The 20539-nt window shown below is 69.8% G+C and carries 30 protein-coding genes; 29 read left to right on the top strand and 1 reads right to left on the bottom strand.

Annotated features, from left to right (window positions below; genetic code table 11):
* Positions 1-33: 33 nt before the first annotated feature.
* From rplB to truA, 29 genes are all read left to right on the top strand, one after another.
* A complete protein-coding gene (rplB, locus tag Mam01_RS04975) occupies positions 34-870 on the top strand; it encodes a 50S ribosomal protein L2 (RefSeq protein WP_150930849.1) in 837 nt (278 codons plus the stop codon).
* Positions 871-881: 11 nt separating this feature from the next.
* On the top strand, positions 882-1160 hold the full coding sequence (gene rpsS / locus Mam01_RS04970) for a 30S ribosomal protein S19 (RefSeq protein ID WP_055506384.1): 279 nt from the start codon (positions 882-884) through the stop codon (positions 1158-1160).
* A gap of 33 nt (positions 1161-1193) precedes the next feature.
* A complete protein-coding gene (gene rplV / locus Mam01_RS04965; protein WP_111699907.1) occupies positions 1194-1547 on the top strand; it encodes a 50S ribosomal protein L22 in 354 nt (117 codons plus the stop codon).
* Positions 1547-2395, top strand: a complete 849-nt coding sequence (gene rpsC / locus Mam01_RS04960) for a 30S ribosomal protein S3 (RefSeq protein ID WP_111699906.1) — start codon at positions 1547-1549, stop codon at positions 2393-2395. The genes rplV and rpsC overlap by 1 nt, the downstream gene beginning before the upstream one ends.
* A 2-nt stretch (positions 2396-2397) precedes the next feature.
* Positions 2398-2817 carry a 50S ribosomal protein L16 gene (gene rplP / locus Mam01_RS04955; protein WP_030508327.1) on the top strand — a complete coding sequence of 140 codons (420 nt, stop codon included), beginning with the start codon at positions 2398-2400 and terminating at the stop codon, positions 2815-2817.
* Positions 2817-3053 carry a 50S ribosomal protein L29 gene (gene rpmC, locus Mam01_RS04950; RefSeq protein ID WP_030508328.1) on the top strand — a complete coding sequence of 79 codons (237 nt, stop codon included), beginning with the start codon at positions 2817-2819 and terminating at the stop codon, positions 3051-3053. The genes rplP and rpmC overlap by 1 nt, the downstream gene beginning before the upstream one ends.
* Complete coding sequence (gene rpsQ, locus Mam01_RS04945; RefSeq protein ID WP_150930847.1) at positions 3046-3345, top strand: 30S ribosomal protein S17; 300 nt, start codon at positions 3046-3048, stop codon at positions 3343-3345. The genes rpmC and rpsQ overlap by 8 nt, the downstream gene beginning before the upstream one ends.
* A 187-nt stretch (positions 3346-3532) precedes the next feature.
* Complete coding sequence (rplN, locus tag Mam01_RS04940; RefSeq protein ID WP_150930845.1) at positions 3533-3901, top strand: 50S ribosomal protein L14; 369 nt, start codon at positions 3533-3535, stop codon at positions 3899-3901.
* 8 nt (positions 3902-3909) lie between these two features.
* Positions 3910-4209: a 50S ribosomal protein L24 gene (rplX, locus tag Mam01_RS04935; protein ID WP_150931294.1), complete on the top strand. Its 300-nt coding sequence runs from the start codon at positions 3910-3912 to the stop codon at positions 4207-4209.
* Positions 4209-4778 (top strand): 50S ribosomal protein L5, encoded by a 570-nt coding sequence (gene rplE / locus Mam01_RS04930; RefSeq protein ID WP_150930844.1) that lies wholly within the window; start codon positions 4209-4211, stop codon positions 4776-4778. Before rplX ends, rplE begins: the two co-directional genes overlap by 1 nt.
* A 2-nt stretch (positions 4779-4780) precedes the next feature.
* Positions 4781-4966 (top strand): type Z 30S ribosomal protein S14, encoded by a 186-nt coding sequence (locus tag Mam01_RS04925; RefSeq protein ID WP_030451489.1) that lies wholly within the window; start codon positions 4781-4783, stop codon positions 4964-4966.
* 110 nt (positions 4967-5076) lie between these two features.
* Positions 5077-5475 carry a 30S ribosomal protein S8 gene (gene rpsH / locus Mam01_RS04920; RefSeq protein WP_111699902.1) on the top strand — a complete coding sequence of 133 codons (399 nt, stop codon included), beginning with the start codon at positions 5077-5079 and terminating at the stop codon, positions 5473-5475.
* Positions 5476-5493: 18 nt separating this feature from the next.
* Positions 5494-6036 carry a 50S ribosomal protein L6 gene (rplF, locus tag Mam01_RS04915; RefSeq protein WP_150930842.1) on the top strand — a complete coding sequence of 181 codons (543 nt, stop codon included), beginning with the start codon at positions 5494-5496 and terminating at the stop codon, positions 6034-6036.
* A gap of 2 nt (positions 6037-6038) precedes the next feature.
* On the top strand, positions 6039-6422 hold the full coding sequence (rplR, locus tag Mam01_RS04910; RefSeq protein ID WP_111699900.1) for a 50S ribosomal protein L18: 384 nt from the start codon (positions 6039-6041) through the stop codon (positions 6420-6422).
* Between the two features lie 64 nt (positions 6423-6486).
* Positions 6487-7119: a 30S ribosomal protein S5 gene (gene rpsE, locus Mam01_RS04905; RefSeq protein ID WP_030508336.1), complete on the top strand. Its 633-nt coding sequence runs from the start codon at positions 6487-6489 to the stop codon at positions 7117-7119.
* 2 nt (positions 7120-7121) lie between these two features.
* On the top strand, positions 7122-7304 hold the full coding sequence (rpmD, locus tag Mam01_RS04900; RefSeq protein WP_111699899.1) for a 50S ribosomal protein L30: 183 nt from the start codon (positions 7122-7124) through the stop codon (positions 7302-7304).
* Between the two features lie 2 nt (positions 7305-7306).
* Positions 7307-7762: a 50S ribosomal protein L15 gene (gene rplO / locus Mam01_RS04895; protein ID WP_150930840.1), complete on the top strand. Its 456-nt coding sequence runs from the start codon at positions 7307-7309 to the stop codon at positions 7760-7762.
* 181 nt (positions 7763-7943) lie between these two features.
* A complete protein-coding gene (gene secY, locus Mam01_RS04890; RefSeq protein WP_150930837.1) occupies positions 7944-9251 on the top strand; it encodes a preprotein translocase subunit SecY in 1308 nt (435 codons plus the stop codon).
* The gene (locus Mam01_RS04885; protein WP_204284272.1) at positions 9251-9904 is read left to right on the top strand and encodes an adenylate kinase; all 654 of its coding nucleotides are present in this window, start codon (positions 9251-9253) and stop codon (positions 9902-9904) included. Before secY ends, Mam01_RS04885 begins: the two co-directional genes overlap by 1 nt.
* 86 nt (positions 9905-9990) lie before the next feature.
* Complete coding sequence (gene map / locus Mam01_RS04880) at positions 9991-10833, top strand: type I methionyl aminopeptidase (RefSeq protein ID WP_204284271.1); 843 nt, start codon at positions 9991-9993, stop codon at positions 10831-10833.
* A gap of 65 nt (positions 10834-10898) precedes the next feature.
* Positions 10899-11342 carry a DUF1707 SHOCT-like domain-containing protein gene (locus tag Mam01_RS04875; protein WP_204284270.1) on the top strand — a complete coding sequence of 148 codons (444 nt, stop codon included), beginning with the start codon at positions 10899-10901 and terminating at the stop codon, positions 11340-11342.
* A 250-nt stretch (positions 11343-11592) separates the two neighbouring features.
* Positions 11593-11814 carry a translation initiation factor IF-1 gene (gene infA, locus Mam01_RS04870; protein WP_030508344.1) on the top strand — a complete coding sequence of 74 codons (222 nt, stop codon included), beginning with the start codon at positions 11593-11595 and terminating at the stop codon, positions 11812-11814.
* Between the two features lie 46 nt (positions 11815-11860).
* Positions 11861-11974 carry a 50S ribosomal protein L36 gene (gene rpmJ, locus Mam01_RS04865; RefSeq protein WP_003956441.1) on the top strand — a complete coding sequence of 38 codons (114 nt, stop codon included), beginning with the start codon at positions 11861-11863 and terminating at the stop codon, positions 11972-11974.
* Positions 11975-12193: 219 nt separating this feature from the next.
* Positions 12194-12574 (top strand): 30S ribosomal protein S13, encoded by a 381-nt coding sequence (rpsM, locus tag Mam01_RS04860; protein ID WP_111699893.1) that lies wholly within the window; start codon positions 12194-12196, stop codon positions 12572-12574.
* A 95-nt stretch (positions 12575-12669) separates the two neighbouring features.
* Positions 12670-13074, top strand: coding sequence for a 30S ribosomal protein S11 (rpsK, locus tag Mam01_RS04855; RefSeq protein ID WP_020542285.1), 405 nt, complete (start codon positions 12670-12672; stop codon positions 13072-13074).
* 20 nt (positions 13075-13094) lie between these two features.
* Positions 13095-13721 (top strand): 30S ribosomal protein S4, encoded by a 627-nt coding sequence (gene rpsD, locus Mam01_RS04850; RefSeq protein WP_150930830.1) that lies wholly within the window; start codon positions 13095-13097, stop codon positions 13719-13721.
* Positions 13722-13878: 157 nt separating this feature from the next.
* On the top strand, positions 13879-14895 hold the full coding sequence (locus tag Mam01_RS04845; RefSeq protein WP_030508347.1) for a DNA-directed RNA polymerase subunit alpha: 1017 nt from the start codon (positions 13879-13881) through the stop codon (positions 14893-14895).
* 146 nt (positions 14896-15041) lie between these two features.
* Positions 15042-15566: a 50S ribosomal protein L17 gene (gene rplQ / locus Mam01_RS04840; RefSeq protein WP_204284269.1), complete on the top strand. Its 525-nt coding sequence runs from the start codon at positions 15042-15044 to the stop codon at positions 15564-15566.
* An 86-nt stretch (positions 15567-15652) separates the two neighbouring features.
* Positions 15653-16543 (top strand): tRNA pseudouridine(38-40) synthase TruA, encoded by an 891-nt coding sequence (gene truA / locus Mam01_RS04835; RefSeq protein WP_204284268.1) that lies wholly within the window; start codon positions 15653-15655, stop codon positions 16541-16543.
* Between the two features lie 13 nt (positions 16544-16556).
* Here the strand turns inward: truA and Mam01_RS04830 are convergent, their stop codons facing one another.
* A complete protein-coding gene (locus Mam01_RS04830; RefSeq protein ID WP_204284267.1) occupies positions 16557-20534 on the bottom strand; it encodes a hypothetical protein in 3978 nt (1325 codons plus the stop codon).
* Positions 20535-20539 lie beyond the last annotated feature (5 nt).

Here is a 20539-nt window from a genome sequence, read left to right as displayed (position 1 = left end):
CCGGTACGAACCGACGAAGGATGAACGAAAAAGATGGGCATCCGTAAGTACAAGCCGACGACTCCGGGTCGGCGCGGCGCGAGCGTCTCGGACTTCGCCGAGATCACGCGCAGCACGCCGGAGAAGTCGCTGCTTGCCCCACTGCACAGCAAGGGCGGCCGCAACGTCCACGGCCGGGTGACCGCCCGGCACCAGGGAGGCGGGCACAAGCGCGCCTACCGGATCATCGACTTCCGCCGCCACGACAAGGACGGGATCCCGGCCAAGGTCGCGCACATCGAGTACGACCCGAACCGCACCTCCCGCATCGCGCTGCTGCACTACGCCGACGGCGAGAAGCGCTACATCCTCGCTCCGGCCGGCCTGAAGCAGGGCGACCAGATCGAGAACGGCCCCACGGCCGACATCAAGCCGGGCAACTGCCTGCCGCTGCGCAACATCCCGACCGGTACCTTCATCCACGCGGTGGAGCTTCGCCCCGGTGGCGGCGCCAAGCTCGGCCGCAGCGCCGGCGCGCAGATCCAGCTGCTCGCCAAGGAGGGCATGTACGCCACGCTGCGTATGCCGTCCGGTGAAATGCGCCAGGTCGACGTGCGCTGCCGGGCCTCGGTGGGCCAGGTGGGCAACGCCGAGCAGTCCAACATCAACATCGGCAAGGCCGGCCGCAACCGCTGGAAGGGCAAGCGCCCCACGGTCCGCGGTGTCGCCATGAACCCGGTCGACCACCCGCACGGTGGTGGTGAGGGCAAGACCTCCGGTGGTCGCCACCCGGTGAACCCGAAGGGCAAGCCCGAGGGCCGTACGCGGCAGCCGAACAAGCCGAGCGACCGGCTGATCATCCGTCGTCGGAGCAAGAGGAAGAAGCGGTAGGAGCAGCCGATATGCCACGTAGCCTTAAGAAGGGTCCCTTCGTGGACGACCACCTGCAGAAGAAGGTGGACGCCCAGAACGAGAAGGGCACCAAGAACGTCATCAAGACGTGGTCGCGGCGCTCCATGATCGTGCCCGACATGATCGGCCACACGATCGCCGTGCACGACGGCCGCAAGCACGTTCCGGTGTTCGTCACCGACTCGATGATCGGTCACAAGCTCGGTGAGTTCGCCCCCACGCGGACGTTCCGCAGCCACGTCAAGGAAGACCGCCGCAGCCGGCGGTAAGCGCCTTCAAGCCAGCAGTTAGAGGAGAAAGCGATGGAAGCCAGGGCACAGGCGCGGTTCGCGCGCCACACGCCCCGGAAGGCCCGCCGTGTGGTGGACCTCATTCGCGGGCTGCCCGCTTCGGAGGCGCAGGCCGTGCTGCAGTTCGCTCCCCAGTCGGCGAGCGAGACCGTCTACAAGGTGCTCTCGAGCGCGATCGCGAACGCTGAGCACAATTTCAAGCTCGACCGGGAGACGCTCTTCGTGAGCCGCGCGTGGGTCGACGAGGGGCCGACCCTCAAGCGATTCCGCCCGCGCGCCCAGGGTCGTGCCTATCGGATCAACAAGCGGACGAGCCACATCACCGTGATCGTGGAGTCCCGCGAGCCGAAGGGAAGGACCCGCTAGTGGGCCAGAAGGTTAACCCGCACGGGTTCCGCCTCGGCATCACGACCGACTTCAAGAGCCGGTGGTACGCCGACAAGCTGTACAAGTCGTACGTCGCCGAGGACGTGGCGATCCGTCGCATGCTGCAGAAGGGCATGGAGCGGGCCGGCATCTCCAAGGTCGAGATCGAGCGTACGACCGACCGCGTCCAGGTCGACATCCACACCGCCCGGCCGGGCATCGTCATCGGCCGCCGCGGCGCCGAGGCCGACCGCATCCGCGGCGACCTGGAGAAGCTGACCAAGAAGCAGGTCCAGCTGAACATCCTCGAGGTGAAGAACCCCGAGATCGACGCGCAGCTCGTCGCGCAGGGCGTGGCCGAGCAGCTGTCCAGCCGCGTCTCGTTCCGCCGGGCCATGCGTAAGGCCATGCAGTCCGCCATGAAGAGCGGCGCCAAGGGCATCCGGGTGCAGTGCGCCGGACGTCTGGGCGGCGCCGAGATGTCCCGCTCGGAGTTCTACCGCGAGGGCCGCGTGCCCCTGCACACGCTCCGCGCGGACGTCGACTACGGCTTCTACGAGGCCCGCACCACCTTCGGCCGCATCGGCGTGAAGGTGTGGATCTACAAGGGCGAGGCTCCGACCAGCCGTTCCGAGCGGGAGGCGGCCGCGGCCGGCGCCCGTGCGGGCCAGCGTCGTGAGCGTGACGACCGTCGTGGCGGCGCGGGCGACCGTCCCCGTCGCGGCGGCGGCGACCGTCCCCGTCGTGGTGGTGCCGGTCGTCCCGACCGCGCACCCAGGACCGAGGCGGCCGCGCAGGCCGCCCCCGAGACCGGCCCGGCGGAGCAGCCGGGTGCTGAAGGGAGCTGACCATGCTGATCCCGCGCAGGGTCAAGCACCGCAAGCAGCACCGGCCCGACCGCAGCGGCGCCGCCAAGGGCGGCACCAGGGTCGTCTTCGGCGAGTTCGGCATCCAGGCGCTTGAGCACAGCTATGTGACCAACCGCCAGATCGAGGCCGCTCGTATCGCCATGACCCGGCACATCCGCCGTGGCGGCAAGGTGTGGATCAACATCTTCCCGGACCGCCCCCTCACGAAGAAGCCGGCCGAGACCCGCATGGGTTCCGGTAAGGGCTCTCCGGAGTGGTGGATCGCCAATGTCAAGCCCGGCCGTGTCATGTTCGAGCTTTCCGGCGTCGCCGAGCCCGTGGCCCGCGAGGCCATGCGGCGCGCGATGCACAAGCTCCCCATGAAGTGCCGTTTCGTCAAGCGTGAAGTGGGTGAGGCGTGATGGCTAAGGGTCTGACCGCCGCGGAGCTGCGTGTCGAGGACCAGGAGGTTCTGGTCCAGAAGCTGAAGGAAGCCAAGGAGGAGCTGTTCAACCTCCGCTTCCAGTCGGCGACGGGGCAGTTGGAGAGCCACGGGCGGCTGCGCGCCGTCCGCCGCGAGATCGCCCGTATCTACACCGTGATGCGCGAGCGCGAGCTCGGCATCGTCACGGTCGAGAAGGAGCCGAGCGATGTCTGAAGCAACCGAGACCCCGACCACCGACGCCACCGCCGGTACGGCGCGGAACTACCGCAAGACCCGTGAGGGCCTGGTCGTCAGCGACAAGATGGACAAGACCGTCGTCGTCGCCGTCGAGGACCGCGTCAAGCACCCGCTGTACGGCAAGGTCATCCGTCGGACGACCAAGTACAAGGCCCACGACGAGCAGAACGTCTGCGGCGTCGGCGACCGCGTTCTCCTGATGGAGACCCGGCCGCTGTCCGCCACCAAGCGGTGGCGGGTCGTGGAGATCCTCGAGAAGGCCAAGTAACAGATCTAGACGCGCCTCGTGGGGGGTGGGAGACCACCCCCCATGACGGTGTCCAAGGGGCGGGGCCGTCCATCGGCCCGGTCCGCCCGCGGCGGCGGTCGCAGACTGTCGCCGGGGGAAAAAGACCACATCAGGTTCGGCCAGGCTCACCGCTGGGTGAGAACCGGCACGACACACAGGAGTAGACGTGATCCAGCAGGAGTCGCGGCTCAAGGTCGCCGACAACACGGGTGCCAAGGAGATTCTCTGCATCCGCGTTCTCGGCGGCTCGGGTCGGCGCTACGCGGGAATCGGCGACATCATCGTGGGCACGGTGAAGGACGCCATTCCCGGCGGAGGCGTTAAGAAAGGCGACGTTGTCAAGGCTGTCGTGGTGCGCACCGTGAAGGAGCGCCGCCGCCCCGACGGCTCCTACATCCGCTTCGACGAGAACGCCGCGGTCATCATCAAGGACAGCGGCGACCCGCGGGGCACCCGCATCTTCGGCCCGGTGGGCCGTGAACTGCGCGACAAGAGGTTCATGCGCATCATCTCGCTCGCGCCGGAGGTGCTGTGATGCCGAAGCTGCACGTGAAGAAGGGCGACCTCGTCCTTGTCATCGCCGGCAAGGACAAGGGCGCCAAGGGCCGGATCATCGCCGCTTACCCCGACAGGGAGCGCGTGGTGGTCGAGGGCGTCAACATGATCAAGAAGCACTCCAAGGTCACCAACCAGGGACCGCGCGGCGCCAAGGAAGGCGGCGTGCAGACCATGGAGGCTCCCATCCACGTGAGCAACGTCAAGAAGCTCAAGGATGACGAGAAGAAGCCCGAGAAGAAGGCCGCCGCGAAGGGCGACGCCGAGGCGACGGGTGAGGACAGCTGATGACCGCCACGACTGAAGAGCGGACCCTTCCGCGCCTCAAGCAGCGCTACCGCGAGGAGATCATCGCGAAGCTGCGCGAGGAGTTCGGCATCGAGAACATCATGCTGGTGCCCACGATCACCAAGATCAAGGTGAACATGGGTGTCGGCGAGGCCGCCCGCGACTCGAAGCTCATCGAGGGCGCCGTGCGCGACCTGACCGCGATCACCGGCCAGAAGCCGGCCGTCGCCCGCGCCCGCAAGTCCATCGCGCAGTTCAAGCTGCGCGAGGGCATGCCGATCGGCGCGCACGTCACGCTGCGCGGCGACCGTATGTGGGAGTTCCTCGACCGCCTGCTGTCCCTGGCGCTGCCGCGTATCCGGGACTTCCGGGGCCTGTCGCCGAAGCAGTTCGACGGCAACGGCAACTACACCTTCGGCCTCACCGAGCAGGTCATGTTCCACGAGGTCGACCAGGACAAGGTGGACCGGCAGCGGGGCATGGACATCACGGTCGTGACCACCGCGAAGAACGACGAGCAGGGCCGGGCGCTGCTGAAGCTCCTCGGTTTCCCCTTCAAGGAGGCCTGATCATGGCGAAGACGTCGCTGAAGGTCAAGGCAGCGCGCAAGCAGAAGTTCGAGGTCCGGGCGTACACTCGGTGTTCGCGCTGCGGCCGTCCCCGCGCTGTCTACCGCAAGTTCGGGCTCTGCCGTGTGTGCTTCCGCGAGATGGCGCACCGGGGCGAGCTGCCCGGCATCACCAAGTCGAGCTGGTAAGCCCTCCCGGGCCAGCCGTACAGAAGTCTTATCAACCGGGCGCTGACCACAGCGCCCACGACCGCACCGAAGGTCCCATCGGGAAACCGCGGTGAGGAAGGCCACCGGCCATGACGATGACCGACCCGATCGCAGACATGCTGACGCGTCTGCGGAACGCGAACTCGGCCTATCACGACACCGTGAGCATGCCTTACTCGAAGATCAAGGCACACATCGCGGAGATCCTCCAGCAGGAGGGCTACATCCAGGGCTGGAGCGTCGAGGACGCGAAGGTTGGCAAGAACCTCGTGATGGAGCTGAAGTTCGGCCCCACCCGCGAGCGCTCCATCGCGGGCCTGCGCCGGGTGTCGAAGCCCGGTCTGCGGGTCTACGCAAAGAAGGACAACCTGCCCCGCGTTCTGGGCGGCCTGGGCGTCGCGATCATCTCGACGTCCGGCGGTCTGATGACGGACCGGCAGGCGAGCAAGCGTGGAGTGGGCGGGGAAGTCCTCGCCTACGTCTGGTAACGAGGGGAGGAACCCAGCATGTCGCGAATCGGACGGCTGCCCATCCCCGTACCGGCGGGTGTCGACATCACGATCGACGGCCGGGCGGTCCAGGTCAAGGGACCCAAGGGCACGCTCACGCACACGGTCGCCGAGCCCATCGAGGTCTCGCGCGGTGAGGACGGCAACATCGCCGTCTCCCGCCCGAACGACGAGAACAAGGTCCGGGCGCTGCACGGCCTGTCGCGCACGCTCATCGCCAACATGGTGGCGGGCGTCACGCAGGGCTACACGAAGACGCTGGAGATCGTCGGCGTCGGTTATCGCGTCGCGGCCAAGGGCCCGACGCAGCTGGAGTTCTCGCTGGGCTTCAGTCACCCGGTGATCATCGACGCTCCCGAGGGCGTCACCTTCCGCGTCGAGCGGCCGACCCTGTTCCACGTGGACGGCATCGACAAGCAGAAGGTCGGCGAGGTCGCCGCGAACATCAGGAAGCTGCGCAAGCCCGACCCGTACAAGGGCAAGGGTGTGCGCTACCAGGGCGAGGTTGTCCGCCGCAAGGTCGGAAAGGCTGGTAAGTAGGCATGGCTGGAAAGACTGCGTTCGGCAAGCACACGGCCGCCCGCACGGTCTCCCGGGCCCGCCGTCACAACCGCGTCCGCAAGAACGTGTTCGGCACCACCGAGCGTCCGCGTCTGGTCGTCAACCGGTCCACGCGTCACCTGTTCGTGCAGATCGTCGACGACACCCAGGGCCACACGCTGGTGAGCGCCTCCACCATGGACGTCTCGCTGCGCGGGTCCGAGGGTGACAAGACCGAGAAGGCGAAGAAGGTCGGCGAGCTTCTCGCTCAGCGGGCCAAGAGCGCCGGGATCACCGCTGTCGTGTTCGACCGCGGTGGCAACCGCTACGCGGGGCGTATCGCCGCTCTCGCGGACAGCGCCCGTGAAGGCGGGCTGGAGTTCTGATGGCTCCGGTCCGGAGGCCGCGACCGGCGGCCCGTCCCAAGAGCAACGAGAAGAGGAACCACTGATGGCTGCAGCTCCGCGTCGCGGTGCCGGCGGCGGTGGCGAGCGGCGTGACCGTCGTGATGACCGCCGCGGTGGCGCCGCAGACAAGGGCGTCTCGTACATCGAGCGCGTCGTAAAGATCAACCGTGTGGCCAAGGTCGTCCAGGGCGGCCGGCGCTTCAGCTTCACCGCGCTGGTCATCGTCGGCGACGGCAACGGCCTCGTCGGGGTCGGCTACGGCAAGGCCAAGGAGGTGCCCGCGGCGATCGCCAAGGGCGTCGAGGAGGCCAAGAAGCACTTCTTCAAGGTCCCGCGGATCCAGGGCACGATCCCGCACCCGGTGCAGGGCGAGGACGCCGCCGGCGTCGTCCTCCTGCGTCCGGCCTCGCCCGGTACGGGCGTCATCGCGGGTGGCCCGGTGCGCGCGGTCCTGGAGTGCGCCGGGATCCACGACGTGCTGTCCAAGTCGCTCGGCTCGGACAACCCGATCAACATCGTGCACGCCACCGTGGCGGCTCTGAAGGGCCTCAGCAGGCCCGAGGAGATCGCCGCCCGTCGTGGCCTGCCGATCGAGGACGTCGCTCCCAAGGCGATGCTCAAGGCCCGCGCGGAGGGTCTCGCCGAGGCCGCGGCGGCCGCCAAGGCGGTGAGCTGACGATGGCACGGCTGAGGATCACTCAGACCCGGTCCAAGATCGGTGGCCAGCAGAACCAGCGTGACTCGCTGCGTTCGCTGGGCCTGAAGCGAATCGGCGACGTCGTCGTCAAGGAGGACCGCCCGGAGATCCGGGGCATGGTCGCCAAGGTGTCGCACCTCGTCGAGGTTGAGGAGGTCGACTAGTCATGACCGAGAACGCTCCGCTCAAGATCCACGACCTTCGTCCTGCCCCCGGCGCCAACAAGGCCAAGACCCGCAAGGGCCGCGGCGAGGCGTCCAAGGGCAAGACGGCCGGCCGTGGCACCAAGGGCACCAGGGCCCGCACCTCCGTGATGCCGGGCTTCGAAGGTGGCCAGGTCCCGCTCCAGCGGCGCCTGCCGAAGCTGAAGGGCTTCTCCAACGCCCTGTTCAAGACGACCTACCAGGTCGTCAACCTGGACAGGCTCGGGGAGCTGTTCCCCCAGGGCGGCGACGTCACGCTCGACGCCCTGGTGGCCAAGGGCGCGGTTCGCAAGAACCAGCCCGTCAAGGTGCTGGGCACCGGCGACATCTCCGTGGCGGTGAACGTGCAGGCGCACGCCTTCTCCGCCAGCGCGAAGGAGAAGATCGCCGCGGCCGGTGGCTCGGTTTCCGAGCTGTAGGCATGAGGCTGCACGAGGCGCGGAGGTTCGTTATGAGCCTCCGCGCCCGTAGTGCGTTAGAGTTCGCCTGGCACACGGCTCCGACCGTGGCCGAACAAGCTCTTTGGCAAGTAGTTTCGTCGATGGACGCCTCGTGGCCCATCGCCGACCGTTACCGCGTCACAGGCGCGCAGGAGGGACCGTGCTGACCGCGATTACCCGGGCTTTCCGGACGCCGGACCTGCGCAACAAGTTGCTCTTCACCTTGGGCATCATCGCGCTGTTCCGGCTGGGCTCGGTGCTTCCCACTCCGGGCGTCAACGCCCAGAACGTCGCCCTGTGTCTCGACCAGGCCCAGGCAGGGGACGCCGGCAACATCTACGGGATGGTGCAGCTGTTCAGCGGCGGAGCCCTGCTGAAACTTTCAGTCTTCGCACTGGGCATCATGCCCTACATCACCGCCAGCATCATCCTGCAACTGCTGACCGTGGTCATCCCGCGGCTCGAGGCCCTGAAGAAGGAGGGCCAGGCGGGCACCGCGAAGATCACACAGTACACGCGGTACCTGACCATCGGGCTCGCGGTGCTGCAGTCGACCGCGTTCATCGCGCTGGCCCGCAGCGGGCAGCTCTTCCCGAGCTGCAAGGAGCAGGTCCTGCTGAGCCAGGAGATCTTCCCGCTCGTGACCATGGTCATCACGATGACCGCCGGTACCGCGGTGATCATGTGGCTGGGCGAGCTCGTGACCGACCGGGGCGTCGGCAACGGCATGTCGATCCTGATCTTCACGCAGGTCATCGCCGTCTTCCCGTCCGAGCTGATCAACATCTACCGGCTCAGCCCGTTCAAGTTCGTCGTGGTGATGGTCGTCGGTGTCGTGATGATCGGCGTCGTCGTCTTCATCGAGCAGGCGCAGCGCCGCATCCCGGTGCAGTACGCCAAGCGGATGGTCGGCCGCAGGATGTACGGCGGAACCTCGACCTACATCCCGCTCAAGGTGAACCAGGCGGGCATCATCCCGGTCATCTTCGCCTCGTCGCTGCTGTACCTTCCGCAGCTTCTGGTGACGCTGTTCGGCAACAGCAGCCAGCCGAACGCCGTGATCGAGTGGCTGGCCCAGAACATGGTGCGGGGCGACCACCCGATCTACATGGCCGTGTTCTTCCTGCTGATCATCTTCTTCACGTACTTCTACGTGTCCATCACTTTCAACCCCCCGGAAGTGGCTGACAACATGAAGAAGTACGGTGGGTTCATCCCGGGCATCCGTCCGGGCCGGCCGACCGCCGAGTACCTCAACTACGTGCTCACGCGGCTCACGGCCGCAGGCGCTCCGTATCTGGGTGTCATCTCGCTCATCCCGATCATCGCGCTGGCGGTGGCCGGAGCGAGCCAGAACTTCCCGTTCGGAGGGACCAGCATTCTGATCATGGTTGGTGTGGGTCTGGACACGGTCAAGCAGATCGAGAGCCAGCTCCAGCAGCGCAACTACGAGGGCTTCCTGAGATAGTGCGCGTCGTCCTGGTGGGGCCCCCCGGAGCGGGTAAGGGGACGCAGGCCCAGTTCATCGCATCGCACCTGTCGATCCCGAAAATCTCGACAGGCGACATCTTCCGTGCCAACGTCTCCGGCGGCACGGAGCTCGGCAGGCTCGCCAAGGAGTACATGGACCGCGGCGACCTCGTCCCCGACGAGGTGACGGTCGCCATGGTCCGTGACCGGCTCTCGGAGGACGACGCCAAGGAGGGCTTCCTTCTCGACGGCTTCCCCCGCAACGTGCCCCAGGCCGAGGTCCTCAAGAAGATGCTGGCCGAGTTCGGCACCTCGCTGGACGTCGTCCTCAACCTGGTCGTCGAGGACGACGAGGTCGTACGGCGCCTCGCGGGCCGCCGCACCTGCCGCTCCTGCGGGAAGGTGTGGCACCTGGTGTTCGACCCGCCCGCCACGGAGGGCGTCTGCGACGCCTGCGGCGGCGAGCTCTTCCAGCGGGACGACGACCGCGAGGAGACCATCAGGCGGCGCCTGGAGGTCTACCAGGAGCAGACGGCGCCACTCATCTCCTTCTACGCGGACGAGGGCATCCTGCAGGGCGTCGACGCGACCGGTCCGGTCGAGGAGATCACGCAGCGGGCGATGTCGGCGCTGCGGCGGTTCGCCGACTGAGTCGTTACCACGGCCGGGAACGCCACTCCAGATCATGGGGTGGCGTTCAGGCTTATATGGGACAATTTCGAGAGGGGGTGCGTTACGTGTTCAAGAAGAACAGACACGGCATTCAGCTCAAGAGCGCCGCGCAGGTGGAGAAGATGCGCGCGGCCGGCCTGGTGGTCGCCCGTACGCTCGAGCTGCTTCGGACGACCGTGCAGCCCGGCATGACGCCGCTGGATCTCGACGTCGTCGCCGAGGAGGCCATCCGGAACGAGGGCGCGATCCCCTCGTTCAAGGGCTACCAGGGCTTCCCCGCCACGATCTGCGCCTCCGTCAACGACGAGGTCGTCCACGGCATCCCCACCGACCGCCGCAAGCTTCGCGAGGGCGACATCATCTCCATCGACTGCGGCGCCATCCTCGACGGGTGGCACGGCGACTCCGCGATCACCGTGGGGATCGGAGAGGTCGACCCGGCGCTGACCGAGCTCATGCGGGTGACCGAGGAGGCCATGTGGGCCGGTATCGCCGCCCTGCGGGTCGGCGGGCACCTGTCCGACATCGGCTTCCAGGTCGAGCGCTACGTGCGCTCTCAGGGCCGCTACGGCATCCCCCAGGAGTACGGCGGGCACGGGATCGGCACGGAGATGCACATGGACCCCTGGGTGGCCAACCACGGCCGTCCCGGGCGCGGTCCCAAGTTCGAGGCGGGCATGTGCTTCGCGATCGAGCCGATGGTGAACCTCGGCACCGACAGGACCCGCGTGCTCGACGACGACTGGACGGTCGTCACCATCGACGGCCGGCCCTCCGCCCACTTCGAGCACAGCGTCGCGGTGACTGAGGACGGCCCGCTCGTGCTCACCGCGCTGGACGGCGGCGCCTCCCGGTTCCCCCGGGCCGGGGCAGGGGTGACCCCAGAGACCGGAGACACCACTCCCTGATCGGCCCGCCCGGACGGCTCGTGAACCATAATGGGGCGTAACGTTCCGATGACCGGGAGATGGTGATGGCGGCTACGCCCGACATGCGGGCCTCGGACGGCGACCGGGACCGGGTCGCCGCGGCTCTGCGGGAGCATGTGGCCGAGGGCAGGCTCAGCGTCGAGGAGTTCAACGAGCGGCTGGAGCAGCTCTACCGGAGCCGTACGTACGGCGAGCTGGCCACGCTGACCGCCGACCTGCCCGAGATGGACCTGCACCGCCTGCCCGCCGCGGCGAAAGCCGACCCGCCCCCGCCGGCCCGGCGCAACAAGGCGCGGACCGCGGTGAAGGTGGCCTGGGCCACCTGGGCCAGCGCCGTCGCCGTGAACTGGGTGGTCTGGTTGATCATCGGAATCACCGGCGGGCACTTCGTCTACCCCTGGCCGCTCTGGGTCATGGGCCCCTGGGGCACCGTCCTCCTCGTCGGCACCGTTTTCGGCACCATCGGCCAGTCCCGGCCGCGTCGCTGATCCGGGCCCGGCGTCGCGCCGGGCGTTGGCCGTACGCCCTCTCCGGGGGTACCCTGTCATCTGGTTGTGTCGCGACCCCTGCCGTCGTTTCGCATTTCGGCCCGGGTTGTCGTACACTCCTTTGTCGGTTCACTATGACCTTTCGCGCTCAGGCGGCCTGGCTGGTCGCCGCTCTCTGGAAGCGCCCGAAGGTCGCGGCTGCTTAGTGTTCCGAAGCCTCTGACGATCCGATCAGCGAAACGCGAGGGCCATGGCCAAGAAAGACGGCGCCATCGAGATTGAGGGCACTGTTATTGAGTCGCTCCCGAACGCCATGTTCAGGGTGCAGCTCGACAACGGTCACAAGGTCCTGGCCCACATCAGCGGGCGGATGCGGATGCACTACATCCGGATCCTTCCCGATGACCGGGTGGTCGTGGAACTGAGCCCCTACGACCTCAGCCGTGGGCGGATCGTCTACCGGTACAAGTAGGCCCCTCCGTCGAAGGACGGGCCCGTATGCGGAACGAATAAGGACTATGAAGGTCAAGCCGAGCGTCAAGAAGATCTGCGACAAGTGCAAGGTGATTCGCCGGCACGGTCGCGTCATGGTGATCTGCGACAACCTGCGCCACAAGCAGCGCCAGGGCTGAGTCTCTCAGACACGTCGCCACCAGGCCCGCAGGTGAGTCCGTCCAGGTGACGGGCTCGACCCGCGTGAGGGCCACACTGTAGTCGCGTCTCGCACCCGCGCAGGCGGCGAAAGCCGTACCACGCGGGAGACCCCCGGTCGGAGGCCGGGGCCCTCGCCCGGGCATGGGAGGGGAAGCGAGGCGTAAGACCTCCGCCACATCGAAGGAGAATGCCCGACCATGGCTCGCCTGGTTGGCGTCGACCTCCCCCGCGACAAGCGGCTGGAGATCGCTCTCACCTACATTTTCGGAATCGGCCGCACCCGCGCCAAGGAGATCCTTGACGCGACCGGCATCAGCCCCGATCTGCGCGTCCACCAGCTCACGGACGCCGAGATCATCCCGATGCGTGACTACATCGAGGCGAACTACAAGATCGAGGGTGACCTCCGGCGCGAGGTCCAGGCCGACATCCGGCGCAAGATCGAGATCGGCTGTTACCAGGGCATCCGGCACCGCAAGGGCCTGCCCGTCCACGGTCAGCGGACGCAGACGAACGCGCGCACCCGCAAGGGCAAGAAGAAGACCGTCGCCGGCAAGAAGAAGCCCGGCAAGAAGTAGTCCTTAGGCCCCGGCCCGAGGATCTCGCCGGTCACACCGGTTAGGAAGGTCCAGGGGATGGGGCAAGCAGCCACATTCCAGGAGACAGCGCTTAAATGCCGCCGAAGAGCCGCCAGGGCGCACCGAAGAAGGTGCGCCGCAAGGAAAAGAAGAACGTCGCTCACGGGCACGCCCACATCAAGAGCACGTTCAACAACACGATCGTATCGATCACCGACCCGAACGGGAATGTGATCTCCTGGGCCAGCGCCGGTCACGTCGGGTTCAAGGGCTCCCGCAAGTCCACCCCGTTCGCCGCGCAGATGGCGGCCGAGAACGCCGCCCGCCGCGCCATGGAGCACGGCATGCGGAAGGTCGACGTCTTCGTCAAGGGCCCCGGTTCCGGCCGTGAGACCGCGATCCGGTCGCTGCAGGCGACCGGCCTCGAGGTCGGGTCCATCCAGGACGTGACCCCGGTCCCGCACAACGGCTGCCGTCCGCCCAAGCGCCGCCGCGTCTGAGCTCAGGAGAGTAGAGAGAAATGGCTCGTTACACGGGTCCGGACTGCAAGCTCTGCCGTCGTGAGAAGACGAAGCTCTTCCTCAAGGGCAAGAAGTGCGAGTCCGCCAAGTGCCCCATCGAGATCCGGCCGTACCCGCCGGGTGAGCACGGCCGCGGCCGTCCGAAGGAGTCGGAGTACCAGCTCCAGCTCCGTGAGAAGCAGAAGACCCGCCGGATCTACGGCGTCCTCGAGAAGCAGTTCCACAACTACTACGAGGAAGCCAACCGCAAGGCCGGCAAGACGGGTGAGAACCTCCTCCAGATCCTGGAGAGCCGTCTCGACAACGTGGTCTACCGCGCCGGCTTCGCCGAGTCGCGGGACGCGGCCCGCCAGCAGGTGCGCCACGGCCACTTCCTGGTGAACGGCAAGAAGGTCGACATCCCGTCGTACCGCGTGCGCGAGCACGACATCGTCGAGGTCCGCGAGAAGTCGCGCAACCTGCTCCCGTACGAGGTCGCCCGCGCGACCGCCGGTGACAAGACCGTCCCGGCGTGGCTGGGCGCCTCCGCCGAGAACCTGCGCGTCCTCGTGCACCAGCTCCCGGTCCGCCAGCAGATCGACACGCTGGTCCAGGAGCAGCTCATCGTCGAGCTCTACTCGAAGTAGCAGAGCCCGGCGACCTCGTGACGCCGTACGGCCCGGCGCATTCCCGGCCGTACGGCATCATTGGTTGTAGGCGAGCGGCGTCAAATAGCGGGCGTCGCCGTAACCGAGGGGCCCCTCGTTCTGAGCGACACGGGGGATCCCGGTCAGGAGTAACCACATGCTCATCGCACAGCGCCCGAGCCTCCAGGAGGAGTCGCTCGAGGAGCACCGGTCCAGGTTCATCATCGAGCCGCTGGAGCCGGGCTTCGGCTACACCATCGGCAACTCGCTGCGGCGCACGCTGCTGTCCTCCATCCCGGGGGCGGCGGTCACCAGCATCCGCATCGAGGGCGTGCTGCACGAGTTCTCGACCGTGCCCGGGGTCAAGGAAGACGTCACCGACATCATCCTGAACCTCAAGTCGCTGGTCGTCTCCTCCGAGCACGACGAGCCCGTGGTGATGTACCTGCGCAAGCAGGGTCCGGGTGAGGTGACCGCGGCCGACATCGCGCCGCCGGCCGGTGTCGAGGTGCACAACCCCGACCTGCACATCGCCACGCTGAACGGCAAGGCGAAGCTGGAGATGGAGCTGACCGTCGAGCGCGGTCGCGGCTACGTCTCCGCCGCGCAGAACAAGCAGCCGGGCCAGGAGATCGGGCGGATTCCGATCGACTCGATCTACTCCCCGGTCCTCAAGGTCACCTACAAGGTCGAGGCGACCCGTGTCGAGCAGCGCACGGACTTCGACCGCCTGATCCTCGACGTCGAGACCAAGCCGTCCATGAAGCCCCGCGACGCGGTGGCCTCGGCCGGCAAGACCCTGGTCGAGCTGTTCGGCCTGGCTCGCGAGCTCAACGTCGAGGCCGAGGGCATCGACATCGGCCCGTCGCCGACGGACGCCGCCCTGGCGGCCGACCTGGCGCTGCCGATCGAGGAGCTCAACCTCACGGTTCGCTCCTACAACTGCCTCAAGCGCGAGGGCATCCACACCGTGGGTGAGCTCGTCGCCCGCAGCGAGCAGGACCTGCTGGACATCCGCAACTTCGGCGCCAAGTCGATCGAAGAGGTCAAGCAGAAGCTGCACGAGATGGGCCTCGCTCTCAAGGACTCCCCGCCCGGGTTCGACCCCTCCGCCGTGGCCGGCGGCGGGTACGACGACGAGGACGGCGGGTTCATCGAGACCGAGCAGTACTGATCACCCGTTCTCCAGCAGCGGCACCACCGTTTCGTGCCGCCCCGCGAGGCGGCACGAAACGGCGATGACAGTCACGACCGGTACGCCGGTCGGCCCGACCCCGGTACCTGACACGGCCGGGGCGGGTTATCCATGAGGAGCATCACATGCCCAAGCCCACCAAGGGCCCCCGCTTCGGCGGCAGCCCGGCCCACGAGCGGCTGATCCTGGCGAACCTCGCCACCGCGCTGTTCGAGAACGGCCGGGTGCGCACCACCGAGGCCAAGGCGAAGCGCCTCCGCCCGCTCGCGGAGAAGCTGATCACCAAGGCGAAGAAGGGCGACATCCACAACCGTCGCCAGGTGCTGACGGTCGTCCGTGACAAGGGCGTCCTCCACCACCTCTTCACCGAGATCGCGCCGACGTTCGCCGAGCGTCCCGGTGGCTACACCCGGATCACCAAGCTCGGCCCGCGCAAGGGCGACGCCGCCCCCATGGCGATCATCGAGCTGGTGACCGAGCAGCTCAACCCGGTGCGGACCACCCGTACGGCTCCGGCCGCGCAGGCCGCGCCCGCCGCCGCTCCGGTGGAGGCGGACGTCGAGGAGACGCCCGCGGCGCAGGACGAGACGGCCGAGGCTCCCGAGGCCGCCGAGCAGACTGCACAGGGTGAGAAGAAGGACGAGGCCTGATCCGACAGGCCCAGTGAGCGGGCTCAGTTTCCCTTCCGGGGGACGCTGGGCCCGTTCTTCGTTTTCGGACCGGTACGAGGGATGTCGTGGAGCGAGAACTACGGCTGAGGCTGGACCTCGGCTACGACGGCACCGACTTCTCGGGATGGGCCCGCCAGCCGGGGCGGCGGACCGTGCAGGGGGAGATCGAGGACGCCCTCGGCCGGATCCTGCGCCTGGATCCCGCGCCGTCGCTGACCGTCGCGGGCCGCACCGACGCGGGCGTCCACGCGCGGGGACAGGTGGCGCACGTCGACGTGCCGCTCGCCGCGACCGTCGCGTTCTCGTCCGGGCGTGGGCCCGCTCCCGAGGACCCGGAGGGGGTCTGGCGCGAGCGCGGCGCTGAGCTGCTCGCTGCGCTGACGCGGCGGCTGGCGGGTGTCCTGCCTCCGGATGTGCGGGTGCACGCCGTCAGCGTGGCGCCCGAGGGCTTCGACGCCCGCTTCTCCGCGCTGTCGCGCCGGTACGGCTACCGCGTCGGCGACGCGCCGGGCGGCGTCGACCCGCTGCGGCGACGTGAGGTGCTCTGGTACGCCCGGCCGCTCGACGTCGGCCTGCTGAACGCCGCCGCCGCCCGCCTGCTGGGGGAGCACGACTTCGCCGCGTTCTGCCGGAGGCGGGAGGGCGCGACCACGATCCGCGAGTTGCAGCGGCTCGACTGGGTCAGGGGCGAGGACGGCATCCTGCTCGCCACCGTGGTCGCCGACGCCTTCTGCCATTCGATGGTCCGGGCGCTGGTCGGCTCGCTGCTGACCGTCGGGGAGGGCAGGCGGCCCGTCGAGTGGCCGGGCGAGGTGCTGGCGACAGCCGTACGGGACTCGGGGGTGCACGTCGCGCCCGCGCACGGGCTGACGCTGGAGGAGGTGCGCTACCCGGAGCCCGGGGAACTGGCCCGGCGCGCCGCCGCCACGCGCCGGGTGCGTACGCCGACCGCCTGAGGCTCCGCCGGGCTCAGCGGGTGGCGCGCTTCTGGATGACCTTCGTCATGTGGTCGCGGAAGGCGCCGCTGATCGGGCCGAGGCCCGTGTCCTTGGCGTCCGGCGTGTGCCCGTCGGCGTAGGTGGCGTAGCTGAAGACGATGTAGCGTCCCCAGACCATCCCCGCCGCGTAGCCGCCGGAGATCGTCACCTTGTCGGCCCCGCTCGCCTGCGTGCCGTTGAGGCCGCGGAACCAGACGTTGGCGCCGAGGTTCTTCTCCCGGTCCACCGCGAGCGCCGCCACCTTGCTGGGCAGCACCGCGATGCCCGCGGTGACCGCGTAGTCGCGCTTGCCGTCCACGTACGTGGCCCTGAGCACCCGCCGGCACTGCTGGTCGGTGAGGGCGGTGGCGAACGCGCCCACGGCCGCCTTGCCGCAGTCGTCGGTCACGTCGACCTTGACGCGGCGGTAGGTGCGTCCGTCGAGCGTCACCTTCTCGTCGGGGAACGCCTCGCCGGGCTTGAGGGTCCGGGGATCGGTCTGCTCGGTGTCCAGGATGGTGGAGGCGACCGCGGCGCTCGGCTGCGGCGCCGCGGGGGACGGAGCGGCGCCGACCGGCGATGTGCGGGGCTGCGGGCCGCTTTCCGGCTCGCCCGCGTACGCGAAGTAGGCCGCGGTGCCGATCGCGCCCACGACGACCACCGCGCCGGCGGCCATCAGGATCCGCTTGACCTTCCCGCCCTGGGGGGGAGGGGTGGTGGACCCGAGAGTCGCGGGCAGGTTGCTGCCGGGCGCTGCCGGGGGCGGCCCGAACCCGGGCGGAGGGGCGGGCCTGCCCGCACTGGCCGGGGTCACCGGCGTGAACGCGAACGGGGTCTCGCCGTTCGGCTGAGTGGAGGAGCCGGTTGCAGGGGAGGTCGTTGGCATCTGTCCTGAATCGGTGTCGGGGGAGGCCGCCCGCTGAGCGTCGTCGGTCTCGGACGGGCTCACGGGCGGCGCGTCGTACGGTGCCGTGCCGGGGTCCGGCGCGGCGGGCGGAGCGTCCCCGGGGGACGTTCCGGACGGTGCGTAGCCAGGAGGCAGATTGAGGATCTGGCCCGGAAGCAGGCCCGGGATCTGGCCCGGGTGGTGGCTCGGCGCCTGGCCGGGCGACTGCGACGGTGTGGTGTAGGGGCCCTCGGGGGACGGCGGGGGCACCGGCCACGTCCCCTCCTGCGGGGAGGGCGGCGGGCCGCCGTACGGGCCTGGGCCGCCCTGGTCGTGGTGCGCGGCGTGCTGACCCGGGTGCGGGACCTGCTGACCGGGCTCGTACGGCCCGCCCGGCATCGGGAACCCCTCGATCGGGGTCACCGCCTGGCCGATCTCCGCTCCGAAGCCCGCGGGCGGCTCCGCCGGAAGGGCGTACGGGCCGGATGCGGCGCCCGCGCCGTCGTCGGCGGCTCCGGGCGGCAGGGTGTCATAGGGCTCGGCGGTTCCGGGCGGCAGGACGCCGTAGGGCGAGGAGGCGTTCCCAACGGCCTCGTGCCCGCCGTGTTCGTCTCCGCCGGCCTCGCCTCTGCCCGCGTCGCCTCTGCCTGCGTCGTCCCTGCCCGCGTCGTTCCTGTCTTGGGAGGACGGCCGGTCACCGGCGCCCTGAAGGTACGGCGTGGGGCCCGAGCCGGGATCGCCGGTCAGGGCGCCGGCGGCAGAGGCCGCGTCGCCCGCCGTGCCATCTGCCGGGCTGTCCGTGCGGCCGGGGGCGCCGCTCGCACCGGCGCCGTGGTGCTGGTCGCCCGGTCCACTCAGCTCACCGGACGCGTCCCCCGCCCAGCCGTCCGTGCGGTCGGGGTGGCCGCTCGGTGAGGCGGCGGCGTAGTGCTGGTCGCTCGCCCCGGCCGTGCCGGAGTGCCGACCGGCCCGCCCGCTCAGCTCGCCGGATGGGGCGGCCTGATCACCGGGAATGCCGGGTTGCCCGGTGACGGGGGAGGCGCCGGTTGGTCCGCTTCCGCCGCTCCGATCACCGCTCTGATCCTTGCTGTCACCGTTGCCGCTGCCGCCGGCACCGGATGGGCCGCTCTCGCCGCTCTCGTGAGTGCCCCGGTAGACGCTTGAGGGCGGCCACGAACTCCCGGCGCGGCCCTCTCCCTGGGGATCGGGCTCACCCGGCAGCCTCGGCGGCCACACGGGCACGTCACCGGGTTCCCCGGGGCGGATCGACGCGGCGGAGGCGGCGTGGGCCTCGCCGTACGCGTCGCCCGGCTCGCCCGAAGCCGGTGCCGGGAGCGCGTCGCCGGGCCGTGCGGACACCGGGGTGCCCGGCGCGGCGGTCGAGTCCGGGGACGGTGAGGGGACGGGCGCGGCGCCGCCGCTGACGTCCCGCGCCGGTTCCGCCTGTTGTGCCTGACGAGGTTCCGCCGTTTGCGAGGGCACGCTCCGGGCTCCCGGCTGACCGGGGTCTCCGGGCGCCCACCTCGCGTCTTCCGCCGGCTGCCCCTCCACGGGGTCCGGCGTCCATGCGGCGAACGACGGCACCCCGGGCGAGGGCTCGTCGGATCGTGGGCCCTCGGGCGGGTACGCCTGCGTCCCGTCGGGGCCCACCTGCCGCCACCAGGGAGCCTGGGGCTCCTGCGCCGGCTGCGACGGCGACGGGGGCTCGGCGCCCTCCGGAGACTGCCATTCGGACGCGCCGGAGTTCTGCTGGGGCGGGACCGGGCCGGGGTGGGCCGCTCCCTGCCAGCCCGGTGAGCCGCCGCCCTGGGCGGGAGGCTGCCATGCCGGTGGTCCGCCCTGCGCGGGAGGTTGCCAGGGCGGCGGTCCCCCCTGGGCGGGAGGCTGCCAGGTGGATGGTCCTCCCTGTGCGGGATGTTGCCAGGACGGCGGGCCCCCGCCTTGTTGCCACGGGGGCAGGTCCGGCCCCGGCGCGGGCTGCCGTGGAACCCAGCCAAGGCCCGGCTCGGAGTGGGGTGCGGGGCGCGGCGCGGCCGGGCCGCCGGCGTACGGCCCGGCCCCCGGATCCGTCTGCGGGCCAGGGTGCGGGCCCGCGTACGGATCGCCGGGAACGGGCCGGCCCAGGTTCTCCTCGGCGTCGCCCGGACGGCGCGGCGCGGGGAGAGCCCCGGCGTCCGGCTGAGGACCGGGCGGGACATGCTGGATGCCGGGCATGCCGTACTGCGGGGCGGGAGGGCCGGGCTGCGCTCCCGGCGGAAGCGGATGGGCGTCGTATGGGCCGTACTGCGTGCCCGGCTGAGGGCCGGCCTGGGAGCCGGGGTGACCGCCGGGTGGAAGCGGATGCGTGCCTGGCGGGGCAGGCTGCGGGCCGGGAGAGACGGCGTGGCCGCCGGGCGTGCTGGGGTGCGGGCCGGGTGGGACGGGATGACCGCTGGGCGCGCTCGAGTGCGGGCCGGGAGAGACGGCGTGACCGCCGGGTGCGCCGGGGTGCGGGCCGGGAGAGACGGGGTAACCGCCATGCGGGCCGGGCTGTGTGCCCGGTTGCGTGCCTGGCTGAGGGCCGGGTGGGACGGGGTAACCGCCGTGCGGGCCGGGTTGCGTGCCTGGCTGAGGGCCGGGGTGGTCGCCGTGCGGGCCGGGCTGTGCGCCCGGGGGGACGGGGTGACTGCCGAGCGGGCCCGGCTGGGGGCCGGGGGGAGCGGAGTGAGCGCCGTGGGCGGGGATGCCACCACCCTCGGCCGGTGGGGTGTCATAGGCCGGGATGGCCCTGAACCTGTTGGTGTTCTCCGGGTCGTCATCGTCGTCGTAGCCGCCCTGCGCCCGCAGGCCGCCCTGGAAGCCGTACCGGGTCGGATAGGGGACGGCCGGAGGCGTCCACGGGTCTCCCTCGCCCGCCGCGCGGGCGGCGTCGGGAGCCCAGGCGGAGTCCTCGTCCGGCTCCGCCCGGCCGTGGCCGGACGGCGGCGTCTGCCCGAAGCTCGGCGGTGGCGTCGCGGGTGCCGTCGCCGAGCCGTCGGCGTCCGCCTCGCTGCGAGCCCACGCCGTGTCACGTTCGTGCTCGGAACCGGAATCCTTGCCACGCATAGCCG

It is taken from the genome of Microbispora amethystogenes, assembly GCF_016863015.1.
Classification (GTDB): Bacteria; Actinomycetota; Actinomycetes; order Streptosporangiales; family Streptosporangiaceae; genus Microbispora; species Microbispora amethystogenes.
The sequence above is the reverse complement of the archived record's forward strand: the minus strand, read 5'-3'. Positions and strand labels throughout refer to the sequence as shown.

What these genes read in the sequence shown, in the direction of transcription:
- Mam01_RS04830 (WP_204284267.1), bottom strand. Translation starts at nt 20,534, where the DNA reads ATGCGTGGCAAGGATTCCGGTTCCGAGCACGAACGTGACACGGCGTGG.
- rplE (WP_150930844.1), top strand. Translation starts at nt 4,209, where the DNA reads ATGACCGCCACGACTGAAGAGCGGACCCTTCCGCGCCTCAAGCAGCGC.
- rpmC (WP_030508328.1), top strand. Translation starts at nt 2,817, where the DNA reads ATGGCTAAGGGTCTGACCGCCGCGGAGCTGCGTGTCGAGGACCAGGAG.
- infA (WP_030508344.1), top strand. Translation starts at nt 11,593, where the DNA reads ATGGCCAAGAAAGACGGCGCCATCGAGATTGAGGGCACTGTTATTGAG.
- rpsH (WP_111699902.1), top strand. Translation starts at nt 5,077, where the DNA reads ATGACGATGACCGACCCGATCGCAGACATGCTGACGCGTCTGCGGAAC.
- rplQ (WP_204284269.1), top strand. Translation starts at nt 15,042, where the DNA reads ATGCCCAAGCCCACCAAGGGCCCCCGCTTCGGCGGCAGCCCGGCCCAC.
- rpmD (WP_111699899.1), top strand. Translation starts at nt 7,122, where the DNA reads ATGGCACGGCTGAGGATCACTCAGACCCGGTCCAAGATCGGTGGCCAG.
- rpsQ (WP_150930847.1), top strand. Translation starts at nt 3,046, where the DNA reads ATGTCTGAAGCAACCGAGACCCCGACCACCGACGCCACCGCCGGTACG.
- rplP (WP_030508327.1), top strand. Translation starts at nt 2,398, where the DNA reads ATGCTGATCCCGCGCAGGGTCAAGCACCGCAAGCAGCACCGGCCCGAC.
- rpmJ (WP_003956441.1), top strand. Translation starts at nt 11,861, where the DNA reads ATGAAGGTCAAGCCGAGCGTCAAGAAGATCTGCGACAAGTGCAAGGTG.
- rplV (WP_111699907.1), top strand. Translation starts at nt 1,194, where the DNA reads ATGGAAGCCAGGGCACAGGCGCGGTTCGCGCGCCACACGCCCCGGAAG.
- rpsE (WP_030508336.1), top strand. Translation starts at nt 6,487, where the DNA reads ATGGCTGCAGCTCCGCGTCGCGGTGCCGGCGGCGGTGGCGAGCGGCGT.
- rplB (WP_150930849.1), top strand. Translation starts at nt 34, where the DNA reads ATGGGCATCCGTAAGTACAAGCCGACGACTCCGGGTCGGCGCGGCGCG.
- rplR (WP_111699900.1), top strand. Translation starts at nt 6,039, where the DNA reads ATGGCTGGAAAGACTGCGTTCGGCAAGCACACGGCCGCCCGCACGGTC.
- rpsK (WP_020542285.1), top strand. Translation starts at nt 12,670, where the DNA reads ATGCCGCCGAAGAGCCGCCAGGGCGCACCGAAGAAGGTGCGCCGCAAG.
- rpsS (WP_055506384.1), top strand. Translation starts at nt 882, where the DNA reads ATGCCACGTAGCCTTAAGAAGGGTCCCTTCGTGGACGACCACCTGCAG.
- rplF (WP_150930842.1), top strand. Translation starts at nt 5,494, where the DNA reads ATGTCGCGAATCGGACGGCTGCCCATCCCCGTACCGGCGGGTGTCGAC.
- Mam01_RS04845 (WP_030508347.1), top strand. Translation starts at nt 13,879, where the DNA reads ATGCTCATCGCACAGCGCCCGAGCCTCCAGGAGGAGTCGCTCGAGGAG.
- rplO (WP_150930840.1), top strand. Translation starts at nt 7,307, where the DNA reads ATGACCGAGAACGCTCCGCTCAAGATCCACGACCTTCGTCCTGCCCCC.
- Mam01_RS04925 (WP_030451489.1), top strand. Translation starts at nt 4,781, where the DNA reads ATGGCGAAGACGTCGCTGAAGGTCAAGGCAGCGCGCAAGCAGAAGTTC.
- rpsM (WP_111699893.1), top strand. Translation starts at nt 12,194, where the DNA reads ATGGCTCGCCTGGTTGGCGTCGACCTCCCCCGCGACAAGCGGCTGGAG.
- Mam01_RS04875 (WP_204284270.1), top strand. Translation starts at nt 10,899, where the DNA reads ATGGCGGCTACGCCCGACATGCGGGCCTCGGACGGCGACCGGGACCGG.
- rpsD (WP_150930830.1), top strand. Translation starts at nt 13,095, where the DNA reads ATGGCTCGTTACACGGGTCCGGACTGCAAGCTCTGCCGTCGTGAGAAG.